The sequence below is a fragment of the Aerosakkonema funiforme FACHB-1375 genome (assembly GCF_014696265.1).
Taxonomy (GTDB): Bacteria; Cyanobacteriota; Cyanobacteriia; order Cyanobacteriales; family Aerosakkonemataceae; genus Aerosakkonema; species Aerosakkonema funiforme_A.
In genome coordinates this window covers 1-26,502 of sequence record NZ_JACJPW010000090.1, presented here as the reverse complement: position 1 = coordinate 26,502, position 26,502 = coordinate 1, and the positions used below count along the sequence as shown (strand labels likewise).

The 26,502-nt window shown below is 44.8% G+C and carries 20 protein-coding genes and 1 pseudogene; 13 read left to right on the top strand and 8 right to left on the bottom strand.

All coding sequences use genetic code 11. The features are described 5' to 3' along the window. Positions 1–3: 3 nt before the first annotated feature. From H6G03_RS27150 to sds, 4 genes are all read left to right on the top strand, one after another. The gene (locus tag H6G03_RS27150; protein WP_190471466.1) at positions 4–201 is read left to right on the top strand and encodes a hypothetical protein; all 198 of its coding nucleotides are present in this window, start codon (positions 4–6) and stop codon (positions 199–201) included. A gap of 794 nt (positions 202–995) precedes the next feature. Then, positions 996–2,768, top strand: a complete 1,773-nt coding sequence (locus tag H6G03_RS27145; RefSeq protein ID WP_190471463.1) for an N-acetylmuramoyl-L-alanine amidase — start codon at positions 996–998, stop codon at positions 2,766–2,768. Positions 2,769–2,866: 98 nt separating this feature from the next. Beyond that, a complete protein-coding gene (gene murI, locus H6G03_RS27140; RefSeq protein ID WP_190471460.1) occupies positions 2,867–3,697 on the top strand; it encodes a glutamate racemase in 831 nt (276 codons plus the stop codon). A gap of 1,138 nt (positions 3,698–4,835) precedes the next feature. Then, a complete protein-coding gene (sds, locus tag H6G03_RS27135; RefSeq protein ID WP_190471457.1) occupies positions 4,836–5,807 on the top strand; it encodes a solanesyl diphosphate synthase in 972 nt (323 codons plus the stop codon). Between the two features lie 60 nt (positions 5,808–5,867). Here the strand turns inward: sds and H6G03_RS27130 are convergent, their stop codons facing one another. Then, complete coding sequence (locus tag H6G03_RS27130; protein ID WP_190471454.1) at positions 5,868–6,356, bottom strand: hypothetical protein; 489 nt, start codon at positions 6,354–6,356, stop codon at positions 5,868–5,870. A 278-nt stretch (positions 6,357–6,634) separates the two neighbouring features. Between H6G03_RS27130 and hetZ the strand changes: the two genes are divergently transcribed. From hetZ to H6G03_RS27115, 3 genes are all read left to right on the top strand, one after another. Beyond that, the gene (gene hetZ, locus H6G03_RS27125; RefSeq protein ID WP_242056966.1) at positions 6,635–7,858 is read left to right on the top strand and encodes a heterocyst differentiation protein HetZ; all 1,224 of its coding nucleotides are present in this window, start codon (positions 6,635–6,637) and stop codon (positions 7,856–7,858) included. After that, entirely contained in the window at positions 7,830–8,939 is a 1,110-nt protein-coding gene (locus H6G03_RS27120) for a hypothetical protein (protein ID WP_190471451.1), read from the top strand. The genes hetZ and H6G03_RS27120 overlap by 29 nt, the downstream gene beginning before the upstream one ends. 253 nt (positions 8,940–9,192) lie before the next feature. Further along, positions 9,193–11,556 (top strand): transglutaminaseTgpA domain-containing protein, encoded by a 2,364-nt coding sequence (locus tag H6G03_RS27115; protein WP_190471448.1) that lies wholly within the window; start codon positions 9,193–9,195, stop codon positions 11,554–11,556. A 70-nt stretch (positions 11,557–11,626) separates the two neighbouring features. Here H6G03_RS27115 and H6G03_RS27110 read toward each other — a convergent pair whose 3' ends face one another. After that, entirely contained in the window at positions 11,627–14,176 is a 2,550-nt protein-coding gene (locus tag H6G03_RS27110) for a dynamin family protein (RefSeq protein ID WP_190471447.1), read from the bottom strand. A gap of 139 nt (positions 14,177–14,315) precedes the next feature. On the opposite strand from H6G03_RS27110, the pseudogene H6G03_RS27105 reads away from it, so the two are divergent. After that, positions 14,316–15,587 (top strand): annotated as a pseudogene (locus tag H6G03_RS27105) (hypothetical protein); the annotation flags it as partial. 15 nt (positions 15,588–15,602) lie between these two features. Beyond that, positions 15,603–16,073, top strand: a complete 471-nt coding sequence (locus H6G03_RS39880) for a GUN4 domain-containing protein (protein ID WP_456057587.1) — start codon at positions 15,603–15,605, stop codon at positions 16,071–16,073. 103 nt (positions 16,074–16,176) lie between these two features. Here H6G03_RS39880 and H6G03_RS27100 read toward each other — a convergent pair whose 3' ends face one another. After that, positions 16,177–17,220 (bottom strand): hypothetical protein, encoded by a 1,044-nt coding sequence (locus tag H6G03_RS27100; RefSeq protein ID WP_190471441.1) that lies wholly within the window; start codon positions 17,218–17,220, stop codon positions 16,177–16,179. A gap of 35 nt (positions 17,221–17,255) precedes the next feature. Further along, positions 17,256–17,609, bottom strand: a complete 354-nt coding sequence (locus tag H6G03_RS27095) for a hypothetical protein (protein WP_190471438.1) — start codon at positions 17,607–17,609, stop codon at positions 17,256–17,258. Positions 17,610–17,867: 258 nt separating this feature from the next. Here H6G03_RS27095 and H6G03_RS27090 point away from each other — a divergent pair, with 258 nt between their 5' ends. Next, complete coding sequence (locus tag H6G03_RS27090) at positions 17,868–18,833, top strand: hypothetical protein (protein ID WP_190471437.1); 966 nt, start codon at positions 17,868–17,870, stop codon at positions 18,831–18,833. After that, positions 18,830–20,002, top strand: a complete 1,173-nt coding sequence (locus tag H6G03_RS27085) for a pyridoxal phosphate-dependent aminotransferase (protein ID WP_190471433.1) — start codon at positions 18,830–18,832, stop codon at positions 20,000–20,002. The genes H6G03_RS27090 and H6G03_RS27085 overlap by 4 nt, the downstream gene beginning before the upstream one ends. 366 nt (positions 20,003–20,368) lie before the next feature. On the opposite strand, the gene H6G03_RS27080 is transcribed toward H6G03_RS27085, so the two are convergent. Beyond that, positions 20,369–21,451 carry a class I fructose-bisphosphate aldolase gene (locus H6G03_RS27080; protein ID WP_190471430.1) on the bottom strand — a complete coding sequence of 361 codons (1,083 nt, stop codon included), beginning with the start codon at positions 21,449–21,451 and terminating at the stop codon, positions 20,369–20,371. 146 nt (positions 21,452–21,597) lie between these two features. Here H6G03_RS27080 and H6G03_RS27075 point away from each other — a divergent pair, with 146 nt between their 5' ends. Further along, positions 21,598–21,744 (top strand): hypothetical protein, encoded by a 147-nt coding sequence (locus H6G03_RS27075; protein ID WP_190471425.1) that lies wholly within the window; start codon positions 21,598–21,600, stop codon positions 21,742–21,744. A gap of 133 nt (positions 21,745–21,877) precedes the next feature. Then, positions 21,878–22,258 carry a VOC family protein gene (locus tag H6G03_RS27070; protein ID WP_190471422.1) on the top strand — a complete coding sequence of 127 codons (381 nt, stop codon included), beginning with the start codon at positions 21,878–21,880 and terminating at the stop codon, positions 22,256–22,258. Here H6G03_RS27070 and H6G03_RS27065 read toward each other — a convergent pair. The 3 genes from H6G03_RS27065 to H6G03_RS27055 form a co-directional block, all read right to left on the bottom strand. After that, positions 22,242–22,556, bottom strand: a complete 315-nt coding sequence (locus tag H6G03_RS27065) for a hypothetical protein (RefSeq protein WP_190471419.1) — start codon at positions 22,554–22,556, stop codon at positions 22,242–22,244. The genes H6G03_RS27070 and H6G03_RS27065 overlap by 17 nt on opposite strands. 179 nt (positions 22,557–22,735) lie before the next feature. Continuing rightward, positions 22,736–23,824, bottom strand: coding sequence for a magnesium chelatase ATPase subunit I (gene bchI / locus H6G03_RS27060; protein ID WP_190471416.1), 1,089 nt, complete (start codon positions 23,822–23,824; stop codon positions 22,736–22,738). Positions 23,825–23,972: 148 nt separating this feature from the next. Next, on the bottom strand, positions 23,973–26,502 hold a 2,530-nt coding region (locus H6G03_RS27055), incomplete at its 5' end, for a CHASE2 domain-containing serine/threonine-protein kinase (protein WP_322111983.1).

Sequence of the window (26,502 nt, the reverse complement as noted above, 5' to 3'; positions counted from 1 at the left end):
CTGGTGGCGATCGCCCCGCCAGTACCTAAAGAAAGATTTGCTTTTGTCAGTGGCAAATTGACAGAGTACATTACCTACGCCTTACCGTCCAATGGGCGTAGGTTTTCTACTTTGTTGGCAATTGCCATTTTCTTGATTGCGATCGCTATTATTGGTAAGGTTGTGACTGGCTGGACGGGATTTGGTCAACCCTCAAGTTAAGCTTTTGGCGATCGGTGTCAGTACGATTCCGCGAACCTGAGTTGGTGTTTTGAGAACCTGAAAGTGCAGTTGAGTCAGATCAGTCTGTTTTAGAAGGTGAAACTTACGCCTTGGCAGCGAAGTCAGGAATCAGCACTCAAAAGTCAGAAACAGTCAAAAGTAAAAAATGAAAGAGACTTAGGGCTCCCGATCCGGGAAACCCCTGTTCTGCGAAACTGGTGGTTGGGGAACAAGTCTGGGATCGTTAAGTCCGGATGCCAGGATTATGCAAGTGAAAAAAAGTTCTATTCAAGGGCAGTCATTACCACTCGCAGATCTGGCCTACCCAAGTAGGCTCCCGGTAGCATAGGGTGTATCAACTGCATAAGGTGTGAGGATAAGTAGGAGCGCAGTAATTGCTGGGTCTTTAAGTTAAAGAGCTTATGGGTGTCAAATGTTCGGCCAATTGGTTTTCATCTCCATGAGGGCTTCGCCCTATTTGTGTGCGATCGCGCCCGTCTGGGGGAACCCTTACCAGATATGGGAAGACTTAGGCTATAGGCGACAATATTCGCTGGTATGCTCAGGATAATTATTCGCAATATTTCGCCAAAAAAGATTACCCATTTTGCCATACTTGCTGACTTGTACTTGGCGGCGCGTGCAGAGGTTAAGTTGTGGTATTGTTCAACGCAGCCTCAAACTGTGTATTTATACCCAAGGGTACTCGAACCCAGACGCATAACCCAAAGTATAATCCTTAACCAGCTGGGAAAATTTATGCCGCTGGGCTACGAAAATCAGGAGAAACAATAGTGAAATTTCACTGGCTACTACCCAGTACATTTTTGAGCCTAGTTCTACTGTCCTCTCCAGCCTTGGCGGGCAGACTGCAATCGTGGCGTTTTGATGCCGATCGAAATCGGTTGGTCTTCACAACGGACAGTAGCGTTCAACCGAAAGCGCAATTGCTTTTCAATCCCACACGTTTGGTGATCGATTTGCCCGGTACCGCTTTCGTGCGCCCGACGATAAATCAGCAACTGAGGGGGGCAATGCGACAGTTGCGGGTGGGGCAGTTAGATCCTCAAACGACTCGTCTGGTGATTGAATTAAGCCCAGGTTACACGCTAGACCCACAGCAGGTAAAATTCCAGGGAATTTCGCCCAGGCAGTGGTTGGTGCAGCTGCCAACCCCGATTCGCTCGGACGAGCAAACGAGCAGTGCTTCTGTTTCTCTTGGTTCGCCGGAAGCCACGGCATCTGCGACGTCTGATTCAGTGGCTCAAATCCAGGATGTACAGGTAACGCCCGATGGTTTTTTTATCCGCACCTCCGGTCCCAACCCAGAGGTGAAGGTGAGGCGAAGTGGAGATCGGGACACGATCGATATTTACCTCGAAGGCGCAGCTTTGTCTTCCGAACTGACGTTAAAAGACTTATCGGTAAACCGTAATGGCGTCAGCAGGATTCAGATCAGTCAAGTACAAAACACACCACCGATCGCCCGCCTGACTTTGCGGGTGGACAAAGACAGCCCGGATTGGCAGGCTCGGATCAGCAATTTAGGTGGAATTGTAGTGTTACCGACACTGGGGCAGGAGTCATCATCCGAGCGCAGGAGTGACGATCGACTCGCCACCGTCCAATCTGTGGAAGTGAGCGGCAATCAACTTTTAGTCAGAGCAAATCAGCCGTTTACTTACACAAGTGGCTGGGATCAATCGTCTGGTGCTTACCGCATCACTATTCCTGCCGCTAAACTAGCCGAGCGGGTGAGGGAACCGGAATCAAATGCAAACAGTCCGGTGTTGCGGGTGCGGCTGCGCCAGCAAGACCCTTCCACAGTTGTAGTTCTGGTGTTACCTGCCTCTGGGGTGCAGATTGGCGAAATCAATCAACCTTCACCTCAACTCTTGGCTCTGCCCTTACGAGGCTCAAGGCGGGAAATTGTCGTTCCGCCTCCCAACCGCACTACTTTTTCTGTGCCGGACTCAGTTCCAGATTATCCCAGAAATGAGCGCCCTCGTCCTCGCGATGGCAGAGTTTTAGTGATGATAGATCCGGGACACGGTGGAAAAGATGCGGGTGCGATCGGTATTGGTGGATTGCAAGAGAAAGACGTGATCTTGCCTATATCGCAAGAAGTGGCGAGGTTGCTCCAACGACAGGGTATTCAGGTCGTGATGACCCGGAACGATGACTACTTCGTTGACCTTGCACCCAGAGTACAAATGGCTAGGCGGGAGAATGCGGACTTATTTGTTAGCATCCACGCCAATGCGATCGATATGACCCGTCCCGATATTAGCGGACTGGAGACCTACTATTACGGCAGTAGCGAAAGCGAACGACTAGCTCGGACTATCCACAATAGCATCCTCCAGAATATAGATATTCCAGATCGGAGGGTGCGACAGGCCAGATTTTACGTTCTTAGGCACAATCCCATGCCTGCGGTTTTGGTGGAAGTTGGTTTTGTAACAGGGGCACAAGATGCTCCCAGGCTGGCTTCCCCAGCTTACCAGAGGCGAATGGCAGAGGCGATCGCTCGTGGTATTCTCCAATACCTACAACAAAGTTACTAATCGATCTCCGGTCAAAAGTCATTAGTAACTAGCAATAAACTGCTGACTTTTGACCCCTAACCACTTAAGAAAGACAACTGATAGCTGGCAAAGGACAAATGACAACAGATAAAATAGGAGTTTTTGATAGCGGCGTTGGCGGTCTCACTGTGTTAAGAGAACTTTATCGACAACTGCCTAATGAATCGATTCTTTACTTCGGAGATACAGCGCGATTGCCGTATGGTAACCGCACTCAGGCAGAAATTTTGCAGTTTGTGCGCGAGATTCTCAACTGGATGTCTGTCCAAGGCATCAAAATGGTCATTATGGCTTGCAATACCAGTTCCGCTCTGGCGCTAGAAATTGTAAGATCTGAGTTCAATTTCCCGATATTAGGGGTTATTCTTCCCGGCGCTCGGGCTGCCGTAAGTATGGGCAAGCGGATTGGCGTTATTGCTACCCCTGCTACTGCGGCTAGTAGCGCGTACCGTCACGCTATCCAAGAAATTGACCCAAACGTTCAAGTCTGGCAAGTTGGTTGTCCGGCATTTGTACCTCTAATCGAGCAAAACCGCATTAATGACCCTTACACATATGAGGTGGCCAAGGAATACCTGGCTCCTTTATTAGAGCAGCAAATTGATACGCTGGTGTACGGCTGTACCCACTATCCCCATTTAGCACCCGTTTTGCGTGCCATTTTACCCCGTTCGGTACGTACAGTAGATCCGGCAGTACACGTTGTCGCTGCCGCAGCTCAAGAACTGGATATTTTAGGAATGAGAAGTATGGCTCCACCGCAACCTACACGTTTCTGCGTTAGCGGGGAGCCAAATCAATTTGCACAATTGTCAGTACAATGGCTGGGTTGCAGGCCACTTGTCGAACAGGTTTGCTTGCCTGTGTCTGTGCCGTTACAGCAAGTACCGCTGGAATCGTTGGAATGAAACTGATAAAAGGGTCAGGTTTGCTTTTGGTTAACCCTCCGGACGTCGCCAAACTCCTGACCGCTGCACGAGGATCAACAATACGTAAATCGCTAATAGATAGCCTGTGGCCAGAAGGGGAATCATCAGAGGCATATCGGGGTAAACCATAATGGAATTAGGAGTAAAGAGGAGGAACTTCAAATCAGATAGGAATAATTTTTCTCAGCAAACATTTGCAAAGCAATCGCTTTGACGATTATCTTCCGATTGGAAGAGTTAGAGACATTAATGCCTCCACATATAGACACAGGCTTAGCGAGACTTCATACCATAGCTGTTTCTCTCTAGGTGGCTCTCAATAATTTATTGTCACCACGCCTAGAGGCTGCTTTGGATTAAATTTCCGTCTCTTGATAATTATCGGTGATAGCAGCAACCAAGAGTGCAGCTACTTTTCCCTTTAAATATTTAGTGTCTCTGGGCTTCCAGAGATGTTCGGCAACTTTCAGTTGCCTTGGAGTAACTTTGTCAGAGCCCCACGACTGAAAGCTAGAAAGGAGGCATTTGTGTAGACTAAGCCTACACTCAGAGCTATGTCCGATCAGCCTGACAGGTGGTTTTTCCGCCAGTTTTTTTCCCCGATTGTGGTTTTATCCACTACGCATATGGCAGTTTTGGAAGTCCGTATCGGCGACAACACGTACTCCTTTTCGGACTGGGAAACTTTTCGCCAAGATCGTATGTCCTTGTCAAGCAAGGTAACCACTTGCAGGCGTTTTCGTTGTACCCTGTCTCGGCACTCTTCGCTGTCAAGCCTATGGCCAGACTGGAAGAATAGAGCCGAACTTTGTTGAATTTTTTGAAATCCTTAATATCTAGAGTATCACAAGCTTTCTGGCTTTTCGAGCTTTGTGAGGAAAATACTTAAAAATTCTACACAATTTTGCAAGAGCTTGGTCATCAGCCGCTCGGCAGCTTGCCAAAATTGAGCCAGTTACCGACTCGCGCTCTCAGCGACGCAGCCATAACCCATTTCTGGGACAGAAATCGGCCAATTATCTCCAGCCCTTATTTCATCTACGGGAGGGTTCGCTTAAAATGAGGAGAGAATATGTTAAATTTCTTGACAATCCACAACGCCTGAATCGGCAGACCCATGACCTCAACTACCTCCCTCTTTTCGCCTGTTGAAGCAGACCTACGTTTGCTGTCGGAGAACTTGAAACAGCTAGTTGGTAAGCGTCACCCTATCCTGTCTGCCGCAGCAGAACATTTGTTTGGAGCAGGGGGAAAACGCCTCAGACCTGCGATTGTGCTTCTGATTTCGCGGGCGACAATGCCAGATGGGGAAATTACTCCCCGTCATAGACGGTTGGCCGAGATTACGGAAATGATTCACACAGCTAGCCTAGTACACGATGATGTAGTGGACGAATCGGAAGTTCGTCGCGGGGTGCCTACAGTACACAACCTGTTTGGCAATCGCATCGCGGTACTGGCGGGAGATTTTCTCTTCGCGCAGTCTTCTTGGTATTTAGCCAACTTGGATAACTTGGAGGTTGTCAAATTACTGTCGCAGGTGATTATGGATTTGGCGGCAGGTGAAATTCAGCAAGGGCTGAATAGCTTCGACACAAATTTATCGATCGAAGCTTATCTACAAAAAAGTTACTACAAAACTGCCTCCCTGATTGCCAATAGTGCCAAAGCAGCGGCTTGCTTAAGTGGGCTTTCGGCTGAAATGGCAGAAAATTTATATCGCTACGGGCGTCATATCGGTTTGGCGTTCCAAGTAGTTGATGACATCTTGGATTTCACTGGTTCTACAGAAGTTTTGGGCAAACCTGCCGGTTCGGATCTCAAAAGCGGTAATTTGACTGCGCCGGCCATATTTGCTCTGGAAGAGAAACCCTACTTGGAGGTGCTGATCGAACGAGAATTTTGTAAGGATGAGGATTTGCAACAAGCGATCGCTTTAATCAATGAAGGTATGGGTATTGAGCGTGCCCGCGAATTAGCTGCCAGAGAAGCTCGCTCTGCTGTTGAGTATCTTGCCGATTTACCGCCCTCTGAGTATCGCCAAGCCTTAAGCGATATGGCTGAGTATGTTTTGAGTCGGCTGTACTAGAATTTTAGATTTTAGATTTTAGATTGGCTGTAAATCCAAAATCTAAAATCCAAAATCAATTCAGGCTATATCCGGAGGAATATGACCGGGCGCATTTCGGCGTACTGTATGGTTTTGCGGCAAATGGGCCTGGATTAAATTTTGTAAATCTTCCCGACGCAATTCAGTTCCCGATGAAAGATTTCCTGGCGTCTCAAAAAATACAGTACTATCAACCGTGTTCATCGCCAGCATTTGAAACAAAATATGGGTGACAGGAACTGGTATGGCTAGCACTTGCGGATCTTCGATCGAATTGCGATCGGCTGTGGCATCTTGGAGAGTTGGGAAAGCGTATATAACACGTTTTTCCACACCTGGGTTAGCGCGATTGCTTAAAGCAGTCAATACCCAGTCGCGCTCCCCGGTCTGGAGAATATAGTACTGGGAGTGTCGCAATTGCTGAGCCAGCAGCTTGAGAGCTGGTGCGATCGCTTGCATGGCCTGGGTAGTATGAGTATCTTGGGGTGCATTGTCAATTAAAAGTTGAATTTGTCGATCTAATTCCATAGGTCACGCTCAAAAGCTCCGATCGTCTACTTTTTAATCTAACTGTCGATCCAATCGGTCGGATTTGGGTGTGCTAGGGTCAAGGTAGTAGCGAAGCATTGTCAAAAAATGCGAGCGGTCTGGACGATAGTTCAGATCCGGTTGGATCGAATCGCATTTTGAGGAAAAAAGAAATTCTGGTGATTAACCAGCGAATCAAATGGGAGCATCTCTGCGGTCTATTTCTGAATGGGTGGTCTAGGGCTTCGCAATCAAATTAAGTAGGGGCTAAATTAAACTTGCCTCAACAACAACGAGCTTGGGAGAGATCTGCTAGCGTGGAGGCTATCTTTGAGCTGCTGTTCGCCGAACTTAAGCAGTCCACCCGTGCTTCAGAGCAAAATTGCCGCGAAGTCGCAGCGCGTATAGCAACGGAAGTAACCCGAATTTGTAATGAAAGTAAGCGCATCCAAGCGCTGGGCGCTGTCGAAACTTGGGCTACAAAGCTTGCCCGTCATCGTTTACAGCAATGCCTCAACTATTACAAGCTGGGGTCTACCGCTGGACGGGTAGAATTACACAGTACTCTGAGTGCGATTGTCTATCGTTACATTACACCACCTGGAGCGTCATCAATCTATGAAAATCGGCTGACTTTAATAGAAGATTTCTTACAGGGATTTTATGTGGAAGCATTGAGTGCCTTTCGCCGGGAAGGAGCTATGTGCCAGCTTGCCCCTACAAGTCCAACTTATCGACCGGAAACTCTGTTAGAGTTAGCGGAATTTCTGGCTTTTACAGAGCGTTACGCTAAGCGACGGATTCGCTTGTCGCATAACCGGACTCAGCAGCTAGTAATTTTGCGGGCACAAGCGTTTGTGCAAAAGCAACCGCCGGAAACCTCGGTGGATATGGAACAGGCGGCTGAGGGGGGAACGTCAGAATCAGAAGCAAGCTGGGATGAAGCTTTGGTGCAGCAAGTGCGGCAAGTGATGGGGGCTCAAGAAGATGCTCCCAATCAGGAAGATTCGCTGCGCCAGTCTGTAATTGACGAGCTGATGGCCTACTTACAAGAACGTCAGCAGGAAGATTGTGCCGACTACTTTGCGCTGCGGCTGCAAGACCTCAATACGCAAGAAATTGAAGCGATAATGGGTTTAACCCAGCGTCAGCGGGATTACTTGCAACAGCGTTTTAAATACCATTTGATTCGTTTCGCTCTATTGCATCGGTGGGAACTGGTGCATGAGTGGTTGGAAGCAGATATAGAAAGAAATCTGGGCCTCGTCCCCCAGCAATGGCAAACTTTCCTGGCGAGTCTGGAGCCTGAGCAACTGAGCTTGCTGGAATTGAAACAAAAAAAACTGTCCGATCGAGAAATATCTCGAAATTTAGGGTGGACGGTTACGCAGATTCAGAAGCAGTGGTTTAAGCTTCTAGAAAAAGCCTGGGATCTTCGTAATTCATTCGTGTCCGGATCGGGTGCATCGACTGATGAACAGAGACATAGAAGCCTTCCCTGAAAAATTCTTCGCCTGGTTGCTGCAAAGCGATCGAGTCAACCCGGCTCCGGGCCATGAGTTCGATCGCTCGACAGCCTCGTTGAGCGAGAAGGAGAATTCTAATTTAGAAACTCCTTCAGAGGTTACTCATAGCTTAGAGCTAGGCGATTGTGATATAGATGATTGGGAATTAGAAGATTTAGATCTACTGGAGTCAGAAGTATTGAACGCCGCACTCTCCAGCACCATTACTCCGGAGGTTTTGCGTCAACCCCCTCAAAAACCGGGCGACATTCCTGTCGTGCGAGACCGTTTCCAGGCACTTCTCAAACGTCGCCTCAAGAAGGAAATCGAAAATAACCCTCCCCTATTTCCTTGGGAGACGGAAATCGGTGACTACGAACCGGATCGTCCTGCCAAAATAGAGCTGGATTCGGGATCGGCAACGCACCTGTGGACGGCTCAGATCCAAAAGTTTAATCTGCCAGTAGCCATCCCGCCGGAGGTTTTTACCCAACTGTTAGACCGATGTCAGGCAGTGGTTCAATCCTCAAAAACCGAGGCGGCTAAATTAGTGCGTGCGGTGGAGGTTTTGTTCCCCGGTCATTCCCAGATGCTGAACAAATTTGCCCAAAAGGTGTCAGCGCCTGCCGATCGTAAAAGTCTGGATACGGTAGATTATCGACAAGAAGCGACCAAATTCCCCAGCAGTTACGAAACAGCAACGCTGGCCGAGCAAATGGTTCTGTTATTGCAGGCAGCTCGGCAGATTCTCGGTTCTCTGACGTTGCTTGTTTCGTCATCTCAATTAGCTGTAGAAAGACAGTGGCTAAGTGCTGTCGGTGTGCTGACGCTCGAGGTACAATATCAAGTACACAAGCAATCGATCGCCTCTGTACGGATTCGAGGTCAATTTCCTTGCGGTGGCAGCTTGAAGTTTCGAGGCGGTCAAGCAGTAGCTTCTACCCATCGACCCGATCCGGGTTGCTTGAGTGTGGAATTGTTCGATTTGGAACCCAACCACAGCTACCTGTTGGAAGTTCATTTTCAGCAACTGGGTCAGAAACCCTTAATTTTTGCTGTGATGGTAATTAGTTCTTAGCGATCGGTTACCCGATTTTGGATGAGAGGATTTTGGATTTTAGATTGGCTCCGCAATGATGGGGCGGAGCTTGAAATGGGGAAAAATTTTTTGATGATCCCCATTGAGATGGGAGGCTTTAGACCCCTTTTTTCGGTCAAATGTAGTTGGTCGTTGGTCAATTGCGATCGGATGGTAGATAGTGGTTAGTAGTGGATGGGAAACAAGCTTTCTCACAACTGACAACTGAGAACTGACAACTGACATTTGACAAATGACTGTTGACAAACTGCGAAATATACCGATTTTGGCCAAATTTAGGGAACGGTTGGCAGCGATGCCGACGCCGGAGGTGGAAGAGTCGCTCTGGCTGCGAGTGCTAGTGCAGGCTTTGGTGGTGGTGGGCATTATCGCTACGGATGTGGCGGCTGAGACTTTCGCTACTGCGGACAGTCTGAGCGTTTGGGCTGTACCGCTGAGTATTGTGGGTGCTACGTGGAGTTGGTATCGCCGCCATAAGCGTAATATCCCGGTGAAGTTTGCGATCGCGATGGGAATGCTGTGGGCTTTGGCCTTTTTCCTATCGAATCTCCGGGACTCTCTCAATGATACGCGGTTTGTCTTGGCGCAACTGCTAATTCAATTACAAGTTTTGCACAGCTTTGACTTGCCCCGCCGCAAGGATTTGGGCTATTCGATGGTGATTGGTCTGATTTTGTTGGGGGTGGCGGCAACTCTAAGTCAGACGATGGCTTTTGCACCATTGCTGTTAGCATTTTTCGCGATCGCGCTGCCTGTGTTGGTGTTGGATTACCGCTCGCGATTGGGATTGGATCGGGAAAAAATTAACAGAGAAAGATTAAAAGATTTAAGAACTTTTCCGATTAAAAATGGCAAAGTTTTAGTATTTTACTTTTTTGTAATTCTGGGCATAGGGCTGGCTATTTTTGCTTTTATGCCCAGAGTACCGGGTTATCAAATACGGACATTTCCAGTTAGTTCTCCGATTGAGTTTAAAGGTAATTTCGACGGGCGATCGATTCGCAATCCGGGTTATGCTAACAACAGTAATGGCCAGGACGATCGCGGCACAGGTAGGGGAAAGAATAAGGAAAAAGGAGCGGGAGAACTTGACGATACTTTTTATTACGGTTTTAACGATACGATTAACCAAAATTTGCGCGGTTTTCTGAAGCCAAAAGTGGTGATGCGCGTGCGATCGCAAGCGGAAGGATTTTGGCGAGTTTTGGCATTCGATCGCTACACGGGTCAAGGTTGGGAAATTTCTCGTAACAACCAAGCGATGATGCTGGAACGTCCCAGTTGGTCTTATAAATTCTATATACCGACGCCGGCAATGGCTAATCGCACGCAGGAAGTAATTCAAAGCTATACAATTGTCTCTGAATTGCCGAATCTAATTCCGGCGATGCCGTCTGCCAGAGAAGTTTACTTCCCGGCGGAAAAAATAGCAATAGATCCAGAGGGAACTATCCGAGGGCCGGCATTAGTTGAAGGTCTGACTTACACAGTTATTTCGGGAGTTCCTTATCGCGATCGCAATCTTTTAAATAAAGCTTCTACCAACTATCCCAAAAATATTCGCAAATATTACCTAGAAGTTCCGCCTGCTATTAAGGATAAGGTGCGGAAACTGACGGAGGAAATTTTAGCAAATCAACAACAGGTAGCTAAGAATAAGAAACCGATTACTACTGCTTACGAAAAAGCTCTCTACTTGGCTCAATACTTGAAGCAAAACCCTAATTACAAACTGGAAAAGCTGCCACCTTTTTTAAAGGAAAATGAAGATTTGGTAGAAGCTTTTCTGTTTGGGTATAAGAATAGTCCTGCGGGAGAGAAAATTAGGGGTGGGTATGCAGACCACTTCACTACTGTTTATACGATTATGCTGCGATCGATCGGGATTCCAGCTAGGGTGGTTGGTGGTTTTGCGCCTGGGGAATTTAACCCTTTTACGGGGTTATATGTTGTCAAAAATACCGATGCTTATTTGATGACAGAAGTATATTTCCCTAAATACGGTTGGTTTGCTTTCGATCCAATTCCCGGTCATCCGTTGATTCCGCCTTCGCTCGAAGAAAGCCAAACTTTTACGGCAATCGAGAAGTTTTGGAAGTGGGTAGCGGGGTGGTTACCTTCACCAGTAAATAATTTCCTGACTACAGTATTTGGGGGAATTATTGCAGGGATATTTGGTGCGATCGCATGGTTTTTTGCCCTCTTCACTCAAGGTTGGGTGGGTTTATTTACGGGATTGTTAATTGCAATTGTTCTGGGATTTTTGGGTTGGTTAGCTTGGAATGGTTGGCAATATTGGCGTTACCAAAAATGGTTGAAAAAGCTGCATCCGATGGAAAGTATCTATCAGCAAATGCTGCGATGGTTAGCGGAAAAAGGTTTGCAAAAACATCCAGCTTGGACGCCGTTTGAGTATGCAAGCGCGTCGCGCCAGCACTATGGAGACGAACGTGCGGAAGCTATAGAAGAAATTTCGCAAGCTTATGTTAGTTGGCGATATGGAGGTGAGTCTCCTAATTTGGGTTATTTGCGGCGGAAATTGGAAGTTTTGAGAAAGTCGGAGTTACGAAAGATGGGAAGGCAGAGATCTGTTTAGAATAAATTAGGTAAAAAATTTCCCCCCTAAAAAAGGGGGGTTTTTGTTATTGAACATAGTTTAAATTTAGTTAAGCCAAAATTGCTTCTATTCTCTTTTGCATTTGCAGCATTTCCTGACGTTTTTCGGCAATCAAAGCTTTTTCTGTTCCACGTTGCTCTACTGTTTCTTGGTGATTCTTCTCTTGCTGTTCCAGGAGATTTTCATAAAGGGAAATTGCTTGTTCAATAACTTTGGTTGTTGATTCTATTTTAGTTTCAAAAACTTCATTCACAATTTCATCAAACTTTTCAGATACTTTATCCATTGACTCATCAAATTTTTGGAAGCCCAATTCTAAAACTTTGGCTTTAATTTGATTTTTCAGCCCATCAAAATCTAACAGTCCTAATCCTAATGAACCTGCGATCGCAGCTGCTACACTTGCTACTATTACAGCAACCAAACCAAGTCCTGTAAAAGCTAATAATCCAGCAGCTAAAGCGCCGCCTACACCTAGTCCGCCCATCAAACCACCAGCGCCCATAAAGTCATCTGAGATACTATTAATGGACAGTTTTAGTCGATCGCTAAAATGGGTATTTACTTGGTGATCGATATTTCTAAACTCAGATTGTATTTCCTCTAATTCAAGTTCAATATTTTCATCTAAAACTTTAATGTTATGCTTTAATATAACATCTCTAAGTTGTTGATTTCCCCAATTATCGATTTCTCTTGACAAATCTCTAGAGAACTGATTGATATAATCTTTGATCAGTTTGTCTTGACTCCAAGCCGGATTATGTTCAGAATGCCATCTCTCGGCTCTTTCAATCATCCGGTCGCCTAATCCTTCATACCACTCATTCCAAGATTCAGCCGCCTCTTCTAACACTTTTTCTATCAGTTGATCTGCTAACAAACGAATTTTCACATCTCGTCCACTAGCTGCGCCAATTTTTTCTAATATTTCATGCTTTTGACTTTCAGAAATTTTTATTTTTCCATCTACAACTTCTACCGCTTGAGTTAGTCCATCTAACCCTGAGTCAATTAAATCTTTAATTTTACTAACGAATTTCTTTATTTGTAGAGAGCCACGCTCAACAGTCAGGAATTGCTCGATCGAGTTAGTGAAAGCCTGAAAGTCTTTGAGATATTCATTCTGCTTTCCTTCCAAAATTGCTTTCAATGCAGCCTTAGCCGAAATGTAGTGAATGCGGTTTTTACCTGCAAGTAGATTTTTATCCCTGACAAAACTTTCAAGTCGCTGTCTCACATCAAGGCGATCTTGTTCATCATCCAAGGAATCCATGAAATTAACTACTATAAATAAATTTTCGGCAGGTTCGTCTTCTTTTCCCCCATTCAGTTGATTTCTGACATCCTGTAACAATTCTTTTTCCTTTTCAGGCAAAAGACGCATAGCATTGGTCAGAAAAATAGCTGCGTCTGTATCCTTAAGCAATTTTTGAGTAATAGCAGTTCTTTCTGGGTGTTCGTTTAATCCTGGTGAATCAATGATTTCTACACCGCTTTTGCATAAATCCAAGTCAGGATGCTCAAAAATAATTTCGTCTAGATTAGAGTTTGAAAGCTCCTCGCTGCGATGCTCTAGGGCTGCTTCTTTAGAAATAGCTGCTTTAATTTTATATTGGTCAAATGGAATGTCTTCTTTACGTCCATCTTTATAGCAGCAAATTACCCGTTTTTGCGCTCCATATCTGAGGACTGTCACCGTACCGCTACAGGGAATCGCCCTTACAGGTTGAATCTCTTCACCAAGCAGAGCATTCAATAAAGTTGATTTGCCTTGGCTAAACTCTCCGATAACTGCTACTCGGAAGCGTTGAGATTGTAATTTATGAGATATTTTTCCTATCTCATCTGGAAGAGTGTAAGGTAGAAACTCATTATCTACACAATCTTTAATTATTTGATAAAACTGATGACATAAATTGTCTATTTGCTCTCGCGATTTTTGGAATTCTTTTAGTTGTTCGTAAGAAAAAGAACGCTTTTGTTGAGTCGCTTTGGGTTCTGGTTTAGTAGGTAGAACTGCCAGCAGTTCGCTAGCAGCCTCCAAAAATATAGTATCTAGTTCTTGGAACCGAGCAGGGTCGAGTAGAGATTGTACCTCTTCTAAAGCATTTGGTTCCACGACTCCTTGATGACTGAAGCTAGCTTCTAAGACTGCTAAGTATCGAGGGTCAACTTTTAAATTATTGGCGATGACCTGCAAATACTTTTTCTCGCGAGCGTCCATGTCTCCGTCTGCGGCTGACATTTGATAGCCAAAGCCAAGCAGCAACAGCCTTTGTGGTGCAGTAAGCGGAGCCATCAGGATCACTAACTCACTGGATTTTTTGTAAATCTGTAGCTGTCCGGCTCCCTTCAACATTAGCTGTATTAATTGACGCACGTTACCCTCTGTAGGAACAAATCTGTTGAGAGTGGCTTGCAGCCGTTGCTTTTCCTGCGCTGTCACTACACCATCTACATAGATTACGCCTAACAGAAGCGTTACCAAAGCAGCTAGAAAAATTACAGGCGGAGTGAGATGACGTTCAGTAAGCTTTTGTCCAGTGATGCGCGACAAAAGATCGACTGTCTCAGTTCCAACCTGCGCTTTATTCATATTATTAGTTAGCTTTTATATTTTTTGGTTATAATATCATATTTTATTTCTCAAAGAATTCTATCCGTATAAATACGGTTAACTTGGTTGACCAAAGCAGGTAGTCTCTAATTAATCAAAATCCAAATTGGGCAGAAATATGCTGTTTGAGTTTGCCCCTGCTGTTAAAGCCGCTATTGACGCTGGTAAGTACCTGCAAGTCTTCACTTCCACAGGCGTGCCAATAGCAATGGCTAGGGATGCTGCTACAGGACGGTTTGTGGCTCATGCCATTGGTGCTTTTGCCCAGAATAGTGCCATCTCACCGCTCGTCAGTCCCGTACAAATGCTGATGGGTACGACGCAGATGTATCAGATGCACCAAGGATTTACGGCTATCCAGGCAGGTTTGCAAACAATCCAGTCTAGCTTGGGAGTGCTACAAGCTACAACAGCCTTTATCGGCTTGGGAACTGTAGCAGTAGGAGCATTGTCAGCTGTTAACCTGCACCAAACATTAAAACTTAGAAAAGAAGTAGGACAACTGAGGCTAGAAGTTAAAGAAGGCTTTATCGATTTAAAAAAAGCTTTAAAGGAGCAAGGGGCAGAAATTAAAGAACTTATTGAGCAAGTCGCTACTGATGTTGAATTTAGAAATCATCGAACAATTTTAGTACGAGCTTACGGACTTTTTACTCAGGCGCTTCACCGTTTTCGCTCGGCAATGCAAATCCAAGATGTTCAGCGCCGAAATGCTGAAATTGATGGTGCTAGGGGGATGCTATTTCAAGCTTTGGCAGATTACGATAATGGAGAGTTGTTGTCAGCTACCTGTTCGGCAGGAAAACTTCGCAGGTTGGAATGTGCTTGGGCAATTGAGCAAGCAATTATCGCTACCTATCAAGTGCAGAAAGAGTCGGCAGCAGTGAGCGATCGACTTTCCCATCTCCAAGCTAAAATTCGTGAAGATGCTCTTGATATAGTAGGTGATTGTAGTAGTGATGATGAACTTGATTTTCTATTTCCAGAATTAACTAGAATTCACGATCACGATCTAGTCTTATTAGAATCTTGGCAAAATCAAATAGATTGGGCAAGAAGTCTTCCACCTTCCGAGCTAAAACTGCTTGAAAGTGCTGATTTACAACATTCGGAATTAACTGTTAATTACGATACGTCTGATAATTCTGTTCCGGCAGAGCAATTAAATTATGAAAAATTGCGGCCAAAGTCTCATTTTTATTCCCTGCGCGATCAGCTAGCAATGATGATTAAGCCTGAATTGCGTCAGGAGTGCGAATCTTACGTGACTCAGCAAGCAGCACTAGCTGGGTATAAAACTTTGGTTACATCAAATCTCCAACAAGCATCAAACTTAACTGTTGCTAATTTATACTGGTTTTTCAAAGTTAGAGATGATTCAGAAGATGAATCTGACGATGAATCAATTGAAGTAGAAGAAATAACAGAAGAAGAAACGCCAAAGATATACCGAAAGCTGCAAAGTTTACTGGCATCCCAAGAATGGAAAGAGGCTGATGAAGAAACGGCGGCTCTGATATTTAAATTATCAGGGCAACAATACGAAATGAGTGCAACATACGCTGAATCAGTTTCCTCTAGAGAATTCAACGTTATTGACAAACTCTGGCTAAAATACAGTAAAGGCAAGTTCGGATTTAGCGTACAGAAAAGTATTTGGCTAGAATTGTCAGGTAAAATCAGTAACGATTCTGAAGAAATTTATAAAAAGTTTTGTGAGCAAGTAGGATGGCGCGTGAAAAGCGGGTGTTTGTTGTCTTCTTATCTCAACTTCAGTTTAGATGCTCCGAAAGGACACCTCCCAGTACAAGTCGCAGGTCAGGGATGGAGTGCGGCAAGTTTTCTCTCTTCTCTGAACTCAGTAATTATTGATTAGTTCGAGATGGTAGCGATTGCCCAATATCTTTATATTTAGCCATAATTATTGGCGATCGAACCCGAATTAGTCAGCAATAAAACTTAGAGTTTGTTTTTATTTTCTAAGTTTTATCAACTTTTTTACTAATTTTAGTTAGAACAACAAGTTCAGCAACTTTCTCTAAAAGTGATAACGCTCTAAATTCAATTGACTTAAAGTTAGGACAACTAGCCGTTGATTCTATTAATCCAAACTTTTCTGTATTTATAGAGCATTTTACTTCCAAATATATGGCAAAATCTAGGTTAGAATTGGGCGGATTGAATGAATGATCGAACATAAGATGGTTACGTAAATATTCAGCTTCGATATTATTGTTAATTAACTCTCCTTGCCTATCGATAATTATTGTATTGGCCGATTTATCCTTAACAATGTATTCAGCCAAACAATCTCTTAGTTCTTTTATCTTTGCATCAATAGGATTTGTTTCTAAGTTAGTTTTTCTTCTCAGGTAACACTTCCAATCTCTCCACACCCATTTTCCCACTTCGTTATAATCAAGAATAATTTCTCCAGTTTCATCTTCATATATGTCTATAAATTCATCGTAAAGCGTCTCTGATAAGCCAGTCTTTTCAAGAATATCTTTAAAATCTGGTATAGGTTCTAATAGATTATTATTAAAAGCTTTTGAAGCTAATATTTCTCCTATAATTGCATCAACAATAGTTAGCGATATCCCAGTGGAAAAATCTTTAAATTCTTTAGATCCCACAATAAACAAAGGAAAAGATGAATCATGGGCTATTCTGAGCTTTAATTTAAACCCATTTTCCCTATTTTTTTCCTTCTCTTTATCTAATGATGGATGGCTTTGGGATTTATGATAATCTAAGCCTACATTAAATCCCTGTAACATACCATCAAAATCTAGGGCTATTAAAGGCTTGCCTTCGTTATCACAAAAAATGTAGTCAATACTTGTTTTTTTAATGTACTCAAGCTGTCGATATGTGAGTTCTAGTGATATGCCTTCAGTATTAAGCACCTGTAAGAAAGGGAGATTATGATAAATATAATATTTATCTCCCCATTGCCTGCTCAACTTATCATAGTTTTTCTTCTCAGCCACACTACCAAAAACGGTTTTTTGAATACCCATAATTTCCACTTCTATTCTTGCTAAAGAACACAAAATTAGTGTAATTCGTATTTAAAAAAATACGGGTAAGGGATAGAAGTATCATAATGAAAGACCATCAAGGTAAAAATACCAGGCTGATTTTCTATTAACTCCAAACCCTTCACTGGTAAATGGCGATCATATTGTTTTCCTGATGAACTAACGCTAAAGCTGAAAGTATTATTTTCAAAATGCAAATTCCGCGCCAAACCATTGCAGAAATGTTTCCTACTTAGTGTTCCACGCTGTTCTTCTCCCCATTCAAGTCCTTCCTCTTTTAATTCACTAACCCAATTACAGATTGTAGCTAACTTTTCCTTATTGTCTAGCTCAGGGTCTTCTGTAAACCATGAAATTTTACTTAACATAAATTTCAGACTCTTTAAATCAGATCGTACCTAGCAGTTTAATACATTTTAGCTTATCAGCTTGGATATAGCAATCAAAACCCACAATAATAGATAGGGTAAGGCTTAGTTAGCCAAAATTTTAATGATTTCGTGTTCCTCTAAAAATATTAAATAGGTGCGCCAGCACCTTAAAATCAACAATTTTTAACCATAATTTTTTTCTGACATACCCTACAACTTATATATAATAGATAAAATTCAAAATCCTTGCATCGGATGACCAGACAACCCCACGACCAATTTGCCAAACTCTACCTAGAAGAACTGCTATCACCGATTGGCGAAGTAGAAATCAGCCGCGAAATTACTGGGGAAGTTCAGCAAGTGGATATTTCATTTTCACCCAACCCGGAAAGCGATCGCCAGATGCTAGGATTGTTGGGTGATATGGTATCGAGTCCCTGTCTCCTAGAACCGTTTCGCAACCAACCCAGCAAGGCAGAAATTCGCAGCTGTATGGTGAAGCTATTTTTGCTGCACCGCGATTTGCAGCGCAGAGCAAGGCGCGAAGATAACCAATTTCCCGAAGCTGAATTGCCTCGCTTGTGGATTCTCACAACTTCTGCTTCTTCTGCGTTACTCGATAGTTTCGGCGCTAGACTAGATGCAGATAACTGGCCTGTTGGTGTCCACTTTTTAGCAGAATCGCTCAAAACAGCTATAGTAGCGATAAACCAACTACCAGCCACACCAGAAACACTTTGGCTGCGACTCCTGGGAAAAGGCGCAACTCAGCAGCAAGCCATTAATGAAATAATGGCACTCCCGCAAGAAAACCGATTACGCATCAATGTTTTAGAATTGATTTCTACTTGGCGTATCAATGTGCAGAGAAAGGCAAATTTAACAGAAGAGGAACAGGAATTAATTATGAATTTGAATCGAGCTTATATGCAATGGCGTGAAGAGACTTTACGCGAAGGACTACAGCAAGGACTACAGCAAGGACTACAGCAAGGACTAGAACAAGGACTACAGCGAGGATTGCGGGAAGGACGGATAGAAGAGAGGCGTCTTGTGCTGGAAAACTTGCTGGTAGATAAATTTGGCAGTTTGGATGAAAAACTGTCGCAGGTAATTGAGCCTTGGGTAAAGTTATCCTCACAAGAATATTCCCGCTTGCTGTTAGAATTAGCCAACTTATCTCGCACAGAATTGTTGGCTAGATTTAACATCAAATGAAAAACGAAACTCTGAGAATGCAGGCGGTACAAACGCCTATTATCCCGGTGGTGGGGGAACTAATTCGCAATTGTCCGGGGACGATTTCTTTGGGACAAGGAGTAGTTTATTATGGCCCACCGCCGTCAGCGACGGAAAGAATTACCGAATTTTTTGCTAATCCCCAAAATCACAAGTACCAAGCGGTAGAGGGAATTCCCGCATTACAGGAAGCGATAAAAAATAAGCTTTTAACTGAAAATCGAATCGAAATCGACGATAATCGCTGCATTGTCGTCACAGCTGGCGGCAATATGGCGTTTACGAACGCGCTGCTGGCAATTACTTCGCCTGGGGATGAAATTATTCTGATTTCACCATATTATTTTAATCACGAAATGGCGATCGCAATGGCAAGCTGTCGCGCCGTACTCGTACCCACCGATGAAAATTATCAGCTAATTCCCGATGCTATAGAAAAAGCCATCACCGAAAAAACACGCGCCGTTGTCACCATTTCACCCAACAATCCCACAGGCGCAGTTTATCCGCAAGAAGCATTGCAAAAAGTCAACGAAATATGTCGCCAGCACAAAATCTACCATATTAGCGATGAAGCTTACGAATATTTTACTTACAACGGAGTGCAGCACTACTCCCCAGGCGCAAATAAAGAAAGTTCTGAGTATACCATTTGCCTTTATTCTCTCTCCAAAGCTTATGGTTTTGCCAGTTGGCGCATCGGCTACATGGTGATTCCCGAACATCTACTGATGTCCGTCAAAAAAATTCAAGATACGATTTTAATTTGTCCGCCAGTAATCTCCCAGTATGCAGCTTTAGGAGCGTTGCAAGCAGGAGTGGGATATTGTAAAGAAAAGTTAAGTGCGATCGCAACGGTGCGAGAGAAGTGCCTGAGCGAACTAAATCTTATTCAAGATTTATGTACTGTTCCCAAAGCCGATGGCGCTTTTTATTTTCTGCTCAAAGTCCGCACTCAGCTAGATGCAATGGAGTTAGTGGAACGCTTGATCCGCGAACATAAAGTAGCGGTAATTCCAGGCACCACCTTTGGTATGGAACAAGGGTGCTACCTGCGCGTTGCCTACGGAGCCCTTAAAGAAGAGACTGCCATAGAAGGGATTGGCCGACTCGTGCGGGGACTGGAAAAACTAGGGCGTCGGGGTTAGGGGTTAGGGGTTAGGGGTTAGGGGCTAGGGGTTAGAGGTTAGGGGTTAGGGGCTAGGGGCTAGGGGCTAGGGGAAGAGGGAAGAGGGAAGAGGGAAAAGGGGGAAAGGGGGAAAGGGGAAAGGGAGAGGGAGAGGGAGAGGGAAGAATTTTGACTTTTGACTTTTAGATTGCCCGTGCCTAACCCACCCTACGATTAGATAAGTTTTTAGCTGTAGACACGTTTTATGAAACGTCTCTACAATAGACATCTCCAAAAATTCTTGTGGGGTAGGCATCCTGCCTGCCTTTGAGATTATTTTCTGGAAATGTCTAATGTTTATCCCAATTTTCACAACCAAAAGAACGATCGAACAACAGAAACAAAATTATGCGATCGTCACTTCCGGCGACAAATAAACATCCTGAATTGCGTTAAACAACTTCACGCCTTCCTCAAACGGACGTTGGAAAGTTTTGCGACCCGAAATTAATCCCGAACCGCCAGCGCGTTTGTTAATCACCGCCGTGCGAACTGCTTCGGCAAAATCGTTTTTACCGGCTGCACCGCCAGAATTAATCAATCCAGCACGACCGCAATAACAATTCAAAACTTGATAGCGGGTGAGATCGATCGGGTGGTCTGTCGTTAAATCGCGATAAACAAGATCGTGCGTCATGCCATATTTCTTGCCGATAGCTTTGGAGACAGCGCCGTAACCGTTATTATTTTCGGGCAGCTTTTGTTTGATGATATCAGCTTCGATCGTCACACCCAAGTGATTTGCTTGACCGGTCAGATCTGCCGCGAGATGGTAATCTTTATCTTGCTTAAATGCAGGGTTTCGCAAATAGCACCAGAGAATAGTTGCCAAACCGTATTCGTGGGCGAAGGCAAAAGCTTGACTGACTTCTTGGATTTGGCGAGTCGATTCCTCCGAACCGAAGTAAATTGTAGCACCGACGGCTACTGCTCCCAAATTCCAAGCTTGTTCGATCGAAGCGAACATGATTTGGTCATATTTATTGGGAGCGGTGAGCAGTTCGTTGTGATTCAGCTTGACAATAAAGGGTATTTTGTGGGCATATTTGCGCGAAACCATGCCCAAAACGCCCAGTGTGGTAGCAACGGCATTGCAACCTGCCGCAATTGCCAATTTGACAATGTTTTCCGGGTCAAAATAAATTGGGTTGGGTGCAAAGGAAGCGCCGGCAGAGTGTTCGATACCTTGGTCTACTGGCAGGATGGAGAGATAACCCGTGTTGGCGAGGCGTCCGGTAGAATAAAGCTGTTGCAAGCTACGCAAGACTTGCGGATTGCGATCGCTCTGTGCAAAAATTCGTTCTATCCAGTCTGGCCCCGGTAGATGTAATAAATCTTTAGAAACTTTTGCTTGATAACTGAGGAGGTCTTCTGCTTCTTGACCCAGTAATGATTCCAGAGATCTGGGTATAGATAGCGTTGCAGTCATAGCAGTTTTCCTCAAAACTTCTATTTCCCATTTTGGCAGTACTCTCGCTCAGGTTGTGTCTCTCCAAAAGCAGACTGTCACCCAATTTTGGATTTGGGATTTGGGATTTTGGATTGATTGGGCCTTGAATATTGTAGAGACGTTTCATGAAATGGCTCTACAATATTCGTCAAAATTTCTTGATGATTCCCATTGAAATGGGTGGCTGGAAACCGCTTTTTTTCGGTTATATCATGTCCGGTAGCATCGGTTGCATAAAAAAATGTGTTCTTATCTGCGTTAATCTGCGTTAATCTGCCTACATCTGCGGTAAAAATTTAACCCATAATTCCCACAGATAACATGAGAGCATCAGTCTTAGACTACCGATGCAACCGAACACAATATCACTTCTTTTTCTTCGCCTCTTCGCGGTGCAATTTTTTTATGATTTTTGAATATACCGACGCTTTCGTTACCTTGGCTGCTGTTGATATCGAAACACTGATAAATTTTTATACTCAAATGCTCGGTCAGCAACCCAAACCCCACATACCTAATGTTTATGCTGAATTTCATCTGCCGGGGTTGCGTTTGGGAATATTTAAACCTAGAAATAGCGAGCGGGAAGAATTTAACAATTCATCGCAAAGTGGGATGAGTTTGTGTTTGGAAGTAAGCAGCTTAGAGGATGCGATCGCGCATTTTACAGCTTTGGGTTACCCGCCTCCGGGACAAATTATTTCCGCCTCTCACGGCAGAGAAATTTATGCTTACGATCCGGCTGGCAATCGCCTGATTCTGCACGAATCTAAAAATGGGGGATGATGCTAACACCCATGAAAAAATCTAGAAAAAAGTAAAAACTAAAAATTAAACCCAGGACGGCGAGGGATTGCAGCAAAATATGATTTGTCGAAGGTGCGATCGCCTCTCCCACTAAAATCGATGTAGAAGAACCGACTACATAGCTTAAGCTTAACACCAAGAAAGGCCATTCATTTGTAATTCCCCAAAGTGCAAGGGTTACCATTGCCAGCGCCAACATGATTAGCTCAACAAATCGAGGCGGATTGTACTCGCTGGAAACTATTAAGATATTCCACCAAAATTGCCAAGGTCTCATATTAATTTAGTCTCGCTCCGTTGTCACTTGTCAGTAGGAAATTTGAAATTAGAGATTTTGGATTGAGATTGAATCTAAAATCTAAAATCCAAAATCTAAAATTGTTTAGGGAGCGTCATACAGACAGATTAAAACTATCGGAAAAACTTTCATATCTGACGCACCCTACAAAATGCTACCTAACCTTCTTTTACTTCGATCCCAAATACGCGGTTAAAGGCTTTTTCCACCTTGTAGCCAGAATCGATCGACTCTAGCGGGTCTTTACGAAGTCGGTGACGCAAACACAAAGTAATCACCCGACGGATATCGTCTACTTGCACTTGGGTTCGACCTTCAAAAGCAGTTATGGCTTTAGCGGCTCGATTGGTTACGATATCGCCGCGCAAGCCATCTACATCAAGTTCAGCACAAACTTCGGAAATTTTCACCCGCAGATCGTAATCGATTACCACCGAAGGCAGTATTTCTTGCGCTACTTCCAACTGTTTTTGGATAGCTTCTTGCGGTTCTTTGTATTTTTCGATGAATTCTGGCGGGTTTTGATCGAATTCGGCTCTTTGTTCCACGATTCGCACGCGCAGAGCCGGTTCTTTGACTGTACGGATTTCCGCGTGCATCCCGAAGCGATCGAGCAGCTGGGGACGCAATTCTCCTTCTTCGGGGTTTCCAGAACCAACCAGAACAAAACGAGCGGGGTGACGAATGGAAATACCCTCGCGTTCTACCGTATTCCAACCGGAAGCAGCGGAGTCCAGTAACACATCTACCAAGTGGTCGTCGAGCAAGTTGACTTCATCAACGTAGAGGATACCGCGATTTGCTTTTGCCAGCAGTCCCGGTTCAAATGCTTTCACGCCAAGAGAAAGTGCTTTTTCAATATCGATCGTGCCGCAAACCCGGTCTTCTGTCGCACCCAAGGGTAAGTCAACCATCGATACTTTTTTCTTTACTGTAGGAATTTCCTCTCCGCGAGTCAGCCGATCGCGCACCACATCGCTCATCAGGTCAGGATCGCTGGGATCGCTGTTGAATGGGTCATCGGCAACTACATCGATTTCGGGCAGAAGGTCAGCCAAAGCGCGGATCGTGGTAGATTTACCCGTACCGCGATCGCCCATAATCATCACACCGCCAATCTTCGGATCGATGACATTCAACAGCAGCGCCAGTTTCATTTCCTCCTGGCCAACAATAGCCGTAAAGGGAAAAACAACACGGCGGGCCGCCGATTTGACAACAGTTGGCTCAAGAGCAGTCGGACTCATATCGATTTTGGATTTTGGATTTTAGATTTTGGATTTTAGAGGGGGCTTACGCACGAAGCGTGAAAGATCCAGTCTTACATTGTGACATTTTTTGATGGCGTCGCGACAGAAATCAAAGTTATGGGTAGGGCAAAAGAAACCACGAACTCTAAACTTCTGAATTCTCCTCATTTAATTTGATTGTCGCATCCCAAAAACGAGAAGGGATAGGACTATCTACCTTTGTTGGGGGAATGTTATCCAGTTCGTCTGTTGCCATATCAGATCTATTTGTTGCATTCTGATTTGTGGTTTCCCTGCTTAAAATCGATCGCTCCAAACTATTGAGATCCTTTAATACTGCTGCTGCTGACTGATACCTGTCGCTGAAATGATAAGACACCATCCGATCCAAAATATCGGCAAATTGCTCGCTCACATTCGCTAAAGAACGCCAAATGACAGCACCCGTGTCGCGATCGAGGGGCAAACAGTGGGGCGAAATACCTGTCAGCGCCTGAATTCCAATCATCCCGACTGCATAGATATCGCTGGCGGGACGCGGGTGTCCCGCCAACTGTTCCGGCGGTGCATAGCCTCGCGTGCCGATCGCTACTGTCTGGTGTTCTGTATCGTCACCCGAATGTGGCTGCATCTGCTTAACTGCACCAAAATCAATCAAAACCAATTGTTCATCTTCTTTTCTTCTAATGATATTGCTGGGTTTGATATCGCGGTGGATGACTTGGTTTTGGTGAATAAAAGCCAGAATATCCAAAATTCCTTTGAGTAAATCAACTACTACATATTCGCTCAGGCGCTTATCTGTTGGTAGTTCTTCACTTAGCGCCATTCCTTCTATATATTCTTCAACTAAATAGAACTCTTCTTTTTCTGGAAAGTAAGCTAGCAGTTGGGGAATCTGACTGTGCTGGCCCAAAACTTCTAAAATTTTGGCTTCTGTCTCAAATAAACGCTTTGCAACTTTCAAAAATTTATCATCTCGCCGCGCTGGCATTAAGCGCTTGACCACACAAATTGGTTTTCCGGGACGCTTGATATCCTCTGCCAGATAAGTTTGCCCGAATCCTCCTTGAGCGAGTACTTTGACGATTTTGTAGCGCCCGTCTAAGAGGGATGAAAAGTAGAACGGTTCGGGTTGGGAAGCGGATGTTTCTGAGAGTGAGGTAACAGGAACTGTAGCAGATGAAGGTAGAGGAAGAGTTATTTCTTGGGTGTGAGGAATAGTGGCAGATGATGCGGCGGTATTGTATTTGAGCATCGTTGTCAGCAGCACGATCGTATCTTCTTGTTGTGCTGTCAGGTGGGCGATTTTTTGCTGCTGCTTGTGCATTTGATAAGCAGCATATACTACCACGCTTGCACCTGTCCCGATCAACCCCAGCCCTGGCGCTACGATCGGTATCCATGCAGAATATATCAATAACCCGTAGCAAACTCCTCCCAGAAGGCCGATCGCTCCCAGCCCAGACAATCCCAGCCATAGAGGATGCCGCAATTTCCAAGCACCCAAACCACCTATTATGGCCCAACCGCAAATCCACAGCGCTTCACCCCACCAAGGCATATACCATATAATGCTTCTTTTGTCAAGAGCAGCACTGAGGATTTGGCTGACTATTTGGGCGTGGACTACCACTCCCGGCATTTTCGCATCTTGGGGTCTGGCGGCGCTGAAAGGTGTGTAGAAAGCATCGTCGATACTGGGTGCTTGTACGCCGATTAACACAACGCGATCGCGCACCCATTCCGGCGGGACTCGATCGTTGAGAACTTGGCTGAGAGTGACTTCCTGGGTAGCTTTTTCGGATGAGCGGTAATTGAGCAGAATTTGATAACCTGCGGCATCTGCTCGTTGATAACCGCCGGCATCCGGCACCAGGCGCGGAAAAACGGCGAGAGAATGAGGAGGAGAGGAAGAAATACCTTTTTGCGGTGCTTTTTTGAGTCCCAAGTCTCCCGATGGCTCTACTTTATAAGGTTCAATTCCTTCTGCTGCGAGATACCGACTTGCCAGTTGGAAGCTAAAAGAGACGCGAGCTGTGCAATCCCCCTTTTCTGGCATCGCAAATAACAAAGCTCGCCGAATCACTCCATCGGAGTCAACGACCAAATCGCTAAAACCAATCCGCTTGGATGGAACTGCTTTAGGCGGTGCGACGCCGGGATGATTGATATCGCTAGTTTTACAAACGGCAATCAGACGATCGCTTTTACTGAGCAGATTGGCTAATTTCTTGTGTCCCGGTTCTACTGGCAAATCTCGGTAAATATCCAAACCGATGACGCGAGGCTTGTATTTCTCAAGTTTTTCTAATAGTTTAGCCATTGTAGCGTCTGTTAGCGGCCACTTACCCACGCGCTGGATATCTTGTTCTGTCACGGTTACTACTAAAATACGAGAATCGATTTTTTCCGGAGGGCGCGATCGCAACATTTGGTCGTAAGCGCCTAATTCCAAGGATTCCAGTTTACCGAATTCTCGCAAACCCAACAGTGACGCCGTTACTCCCACACTAGCAATCAGTACGGGTATAGCAGCTACTGGCGTCCCGATATTGAGACGCCAATTAGACAGCATATCCCGGAAGCGATCGGTAAATTTAGCCAGCACGATAGAGGAGTGGGGGAGTGGAGGAGTGGGGGAGTGGGGGAGTGGAGGAGTGGGGGAGTGGAGG

Coding starts and splice junctions, on each gene's coding strand:
- H6G03_RS27110 (WP_190471447.1), bottom strand. CDS start 14,176: ATGAATAAAGCGCAGGTTGGAACTGAGACAGTCGATCTTTTGTCGCGC.
- H6G03_RS27115 (WP_190471448.1), top strand. CDS start 9,193: ATGACTGTTGACAAACTGCGAAATATACCGATTTTGGCCAAATTTAGG.
- H6G03_RS27100 (WP_190471441.1), bottom strand. CDS start 17,220: ATGGGTATTCAAAAAACCGTTTTTGGTAGTGTGGCTGAGAAGAAAAAC.
- H6G03_RS27085 (WP_190471433.1), top strand. CDS start 18,830: ATGAAAAACGAAACTCTGAGAATGCAGGCGGTACAAACGCCTATTATC.
- murI (WP_190471460.1), top strand. CDS start 2,867: ATGACAACAGATAAAATAGGAGTTTTTGATAGCGGCGTTGGCGGTCTC.
- H6G03_RS27090 (WP_190471437.1), top strand. CDS start 17,868: ATGACCAGACAACCCCACGACCAATTTGCCAAACTCTACCTAGAAGAA.
- sds (WP_190471457.1), top strand. CDS start 4,836: ATGACCTCAACTACCTCCCTCTTTTCGCCTGTTGAAGCAGACCTACGT.
- H6G03_RS27080 (WP_190471430.1), bottom strand. CDS start 21,451: ATGACTGCAACGCTATCTATACCCAGATCTCTGGAATCATTACTGGGT.
- H6G03_RS27095 (WP_190471438.1), bottom strand. CDS start 17,609: ATGTTAAGTAAAATTTCATGGTTTACAGAAGACCCTGAGCTAGACAAT.
- bchI (WP_190471416.1), bottom strand. CDS start 23,824: ATGAGTCCGACTGCTCTTGAGCCAACTGTTGTCAAATCGGCGGCCCGC.
- H6G03_RS27130 (WP_190471454.1), bottom strand. CDS start 6,356: ATGGAATTAGATCGACAAATTCAACTTTTAATTGACAATGCACCCCAA.
- H6G03_RS27070 (WP_190471422.1), top strand. CDS start 21,878: ATGATTTTTGAATATACCGACGCTTTCGTTACCTTGGCTGCTGTTGAT.
- H6G03_RS27065 (WP_190471419.1), bottom strand. CDS start 22,556: ATGAGACCTTGGCAATTTTGGTGGAATATCTTAATAGTTTCCAGCGAG.
- H6G03_RS27075 (WP_190471425.1), top strand. CDS start 21,598: ATGAAATGGCTCTACAATATTCGTCAAAATTTCTTGATGATTCCCATT.
- H6G03_RS27120 (WP_190471451.1), top strand. CDS start 7,830: ATGAACAGAGACATAGAAGCCTTCCCTGAAAAATTCTTCGCCTGGTTG.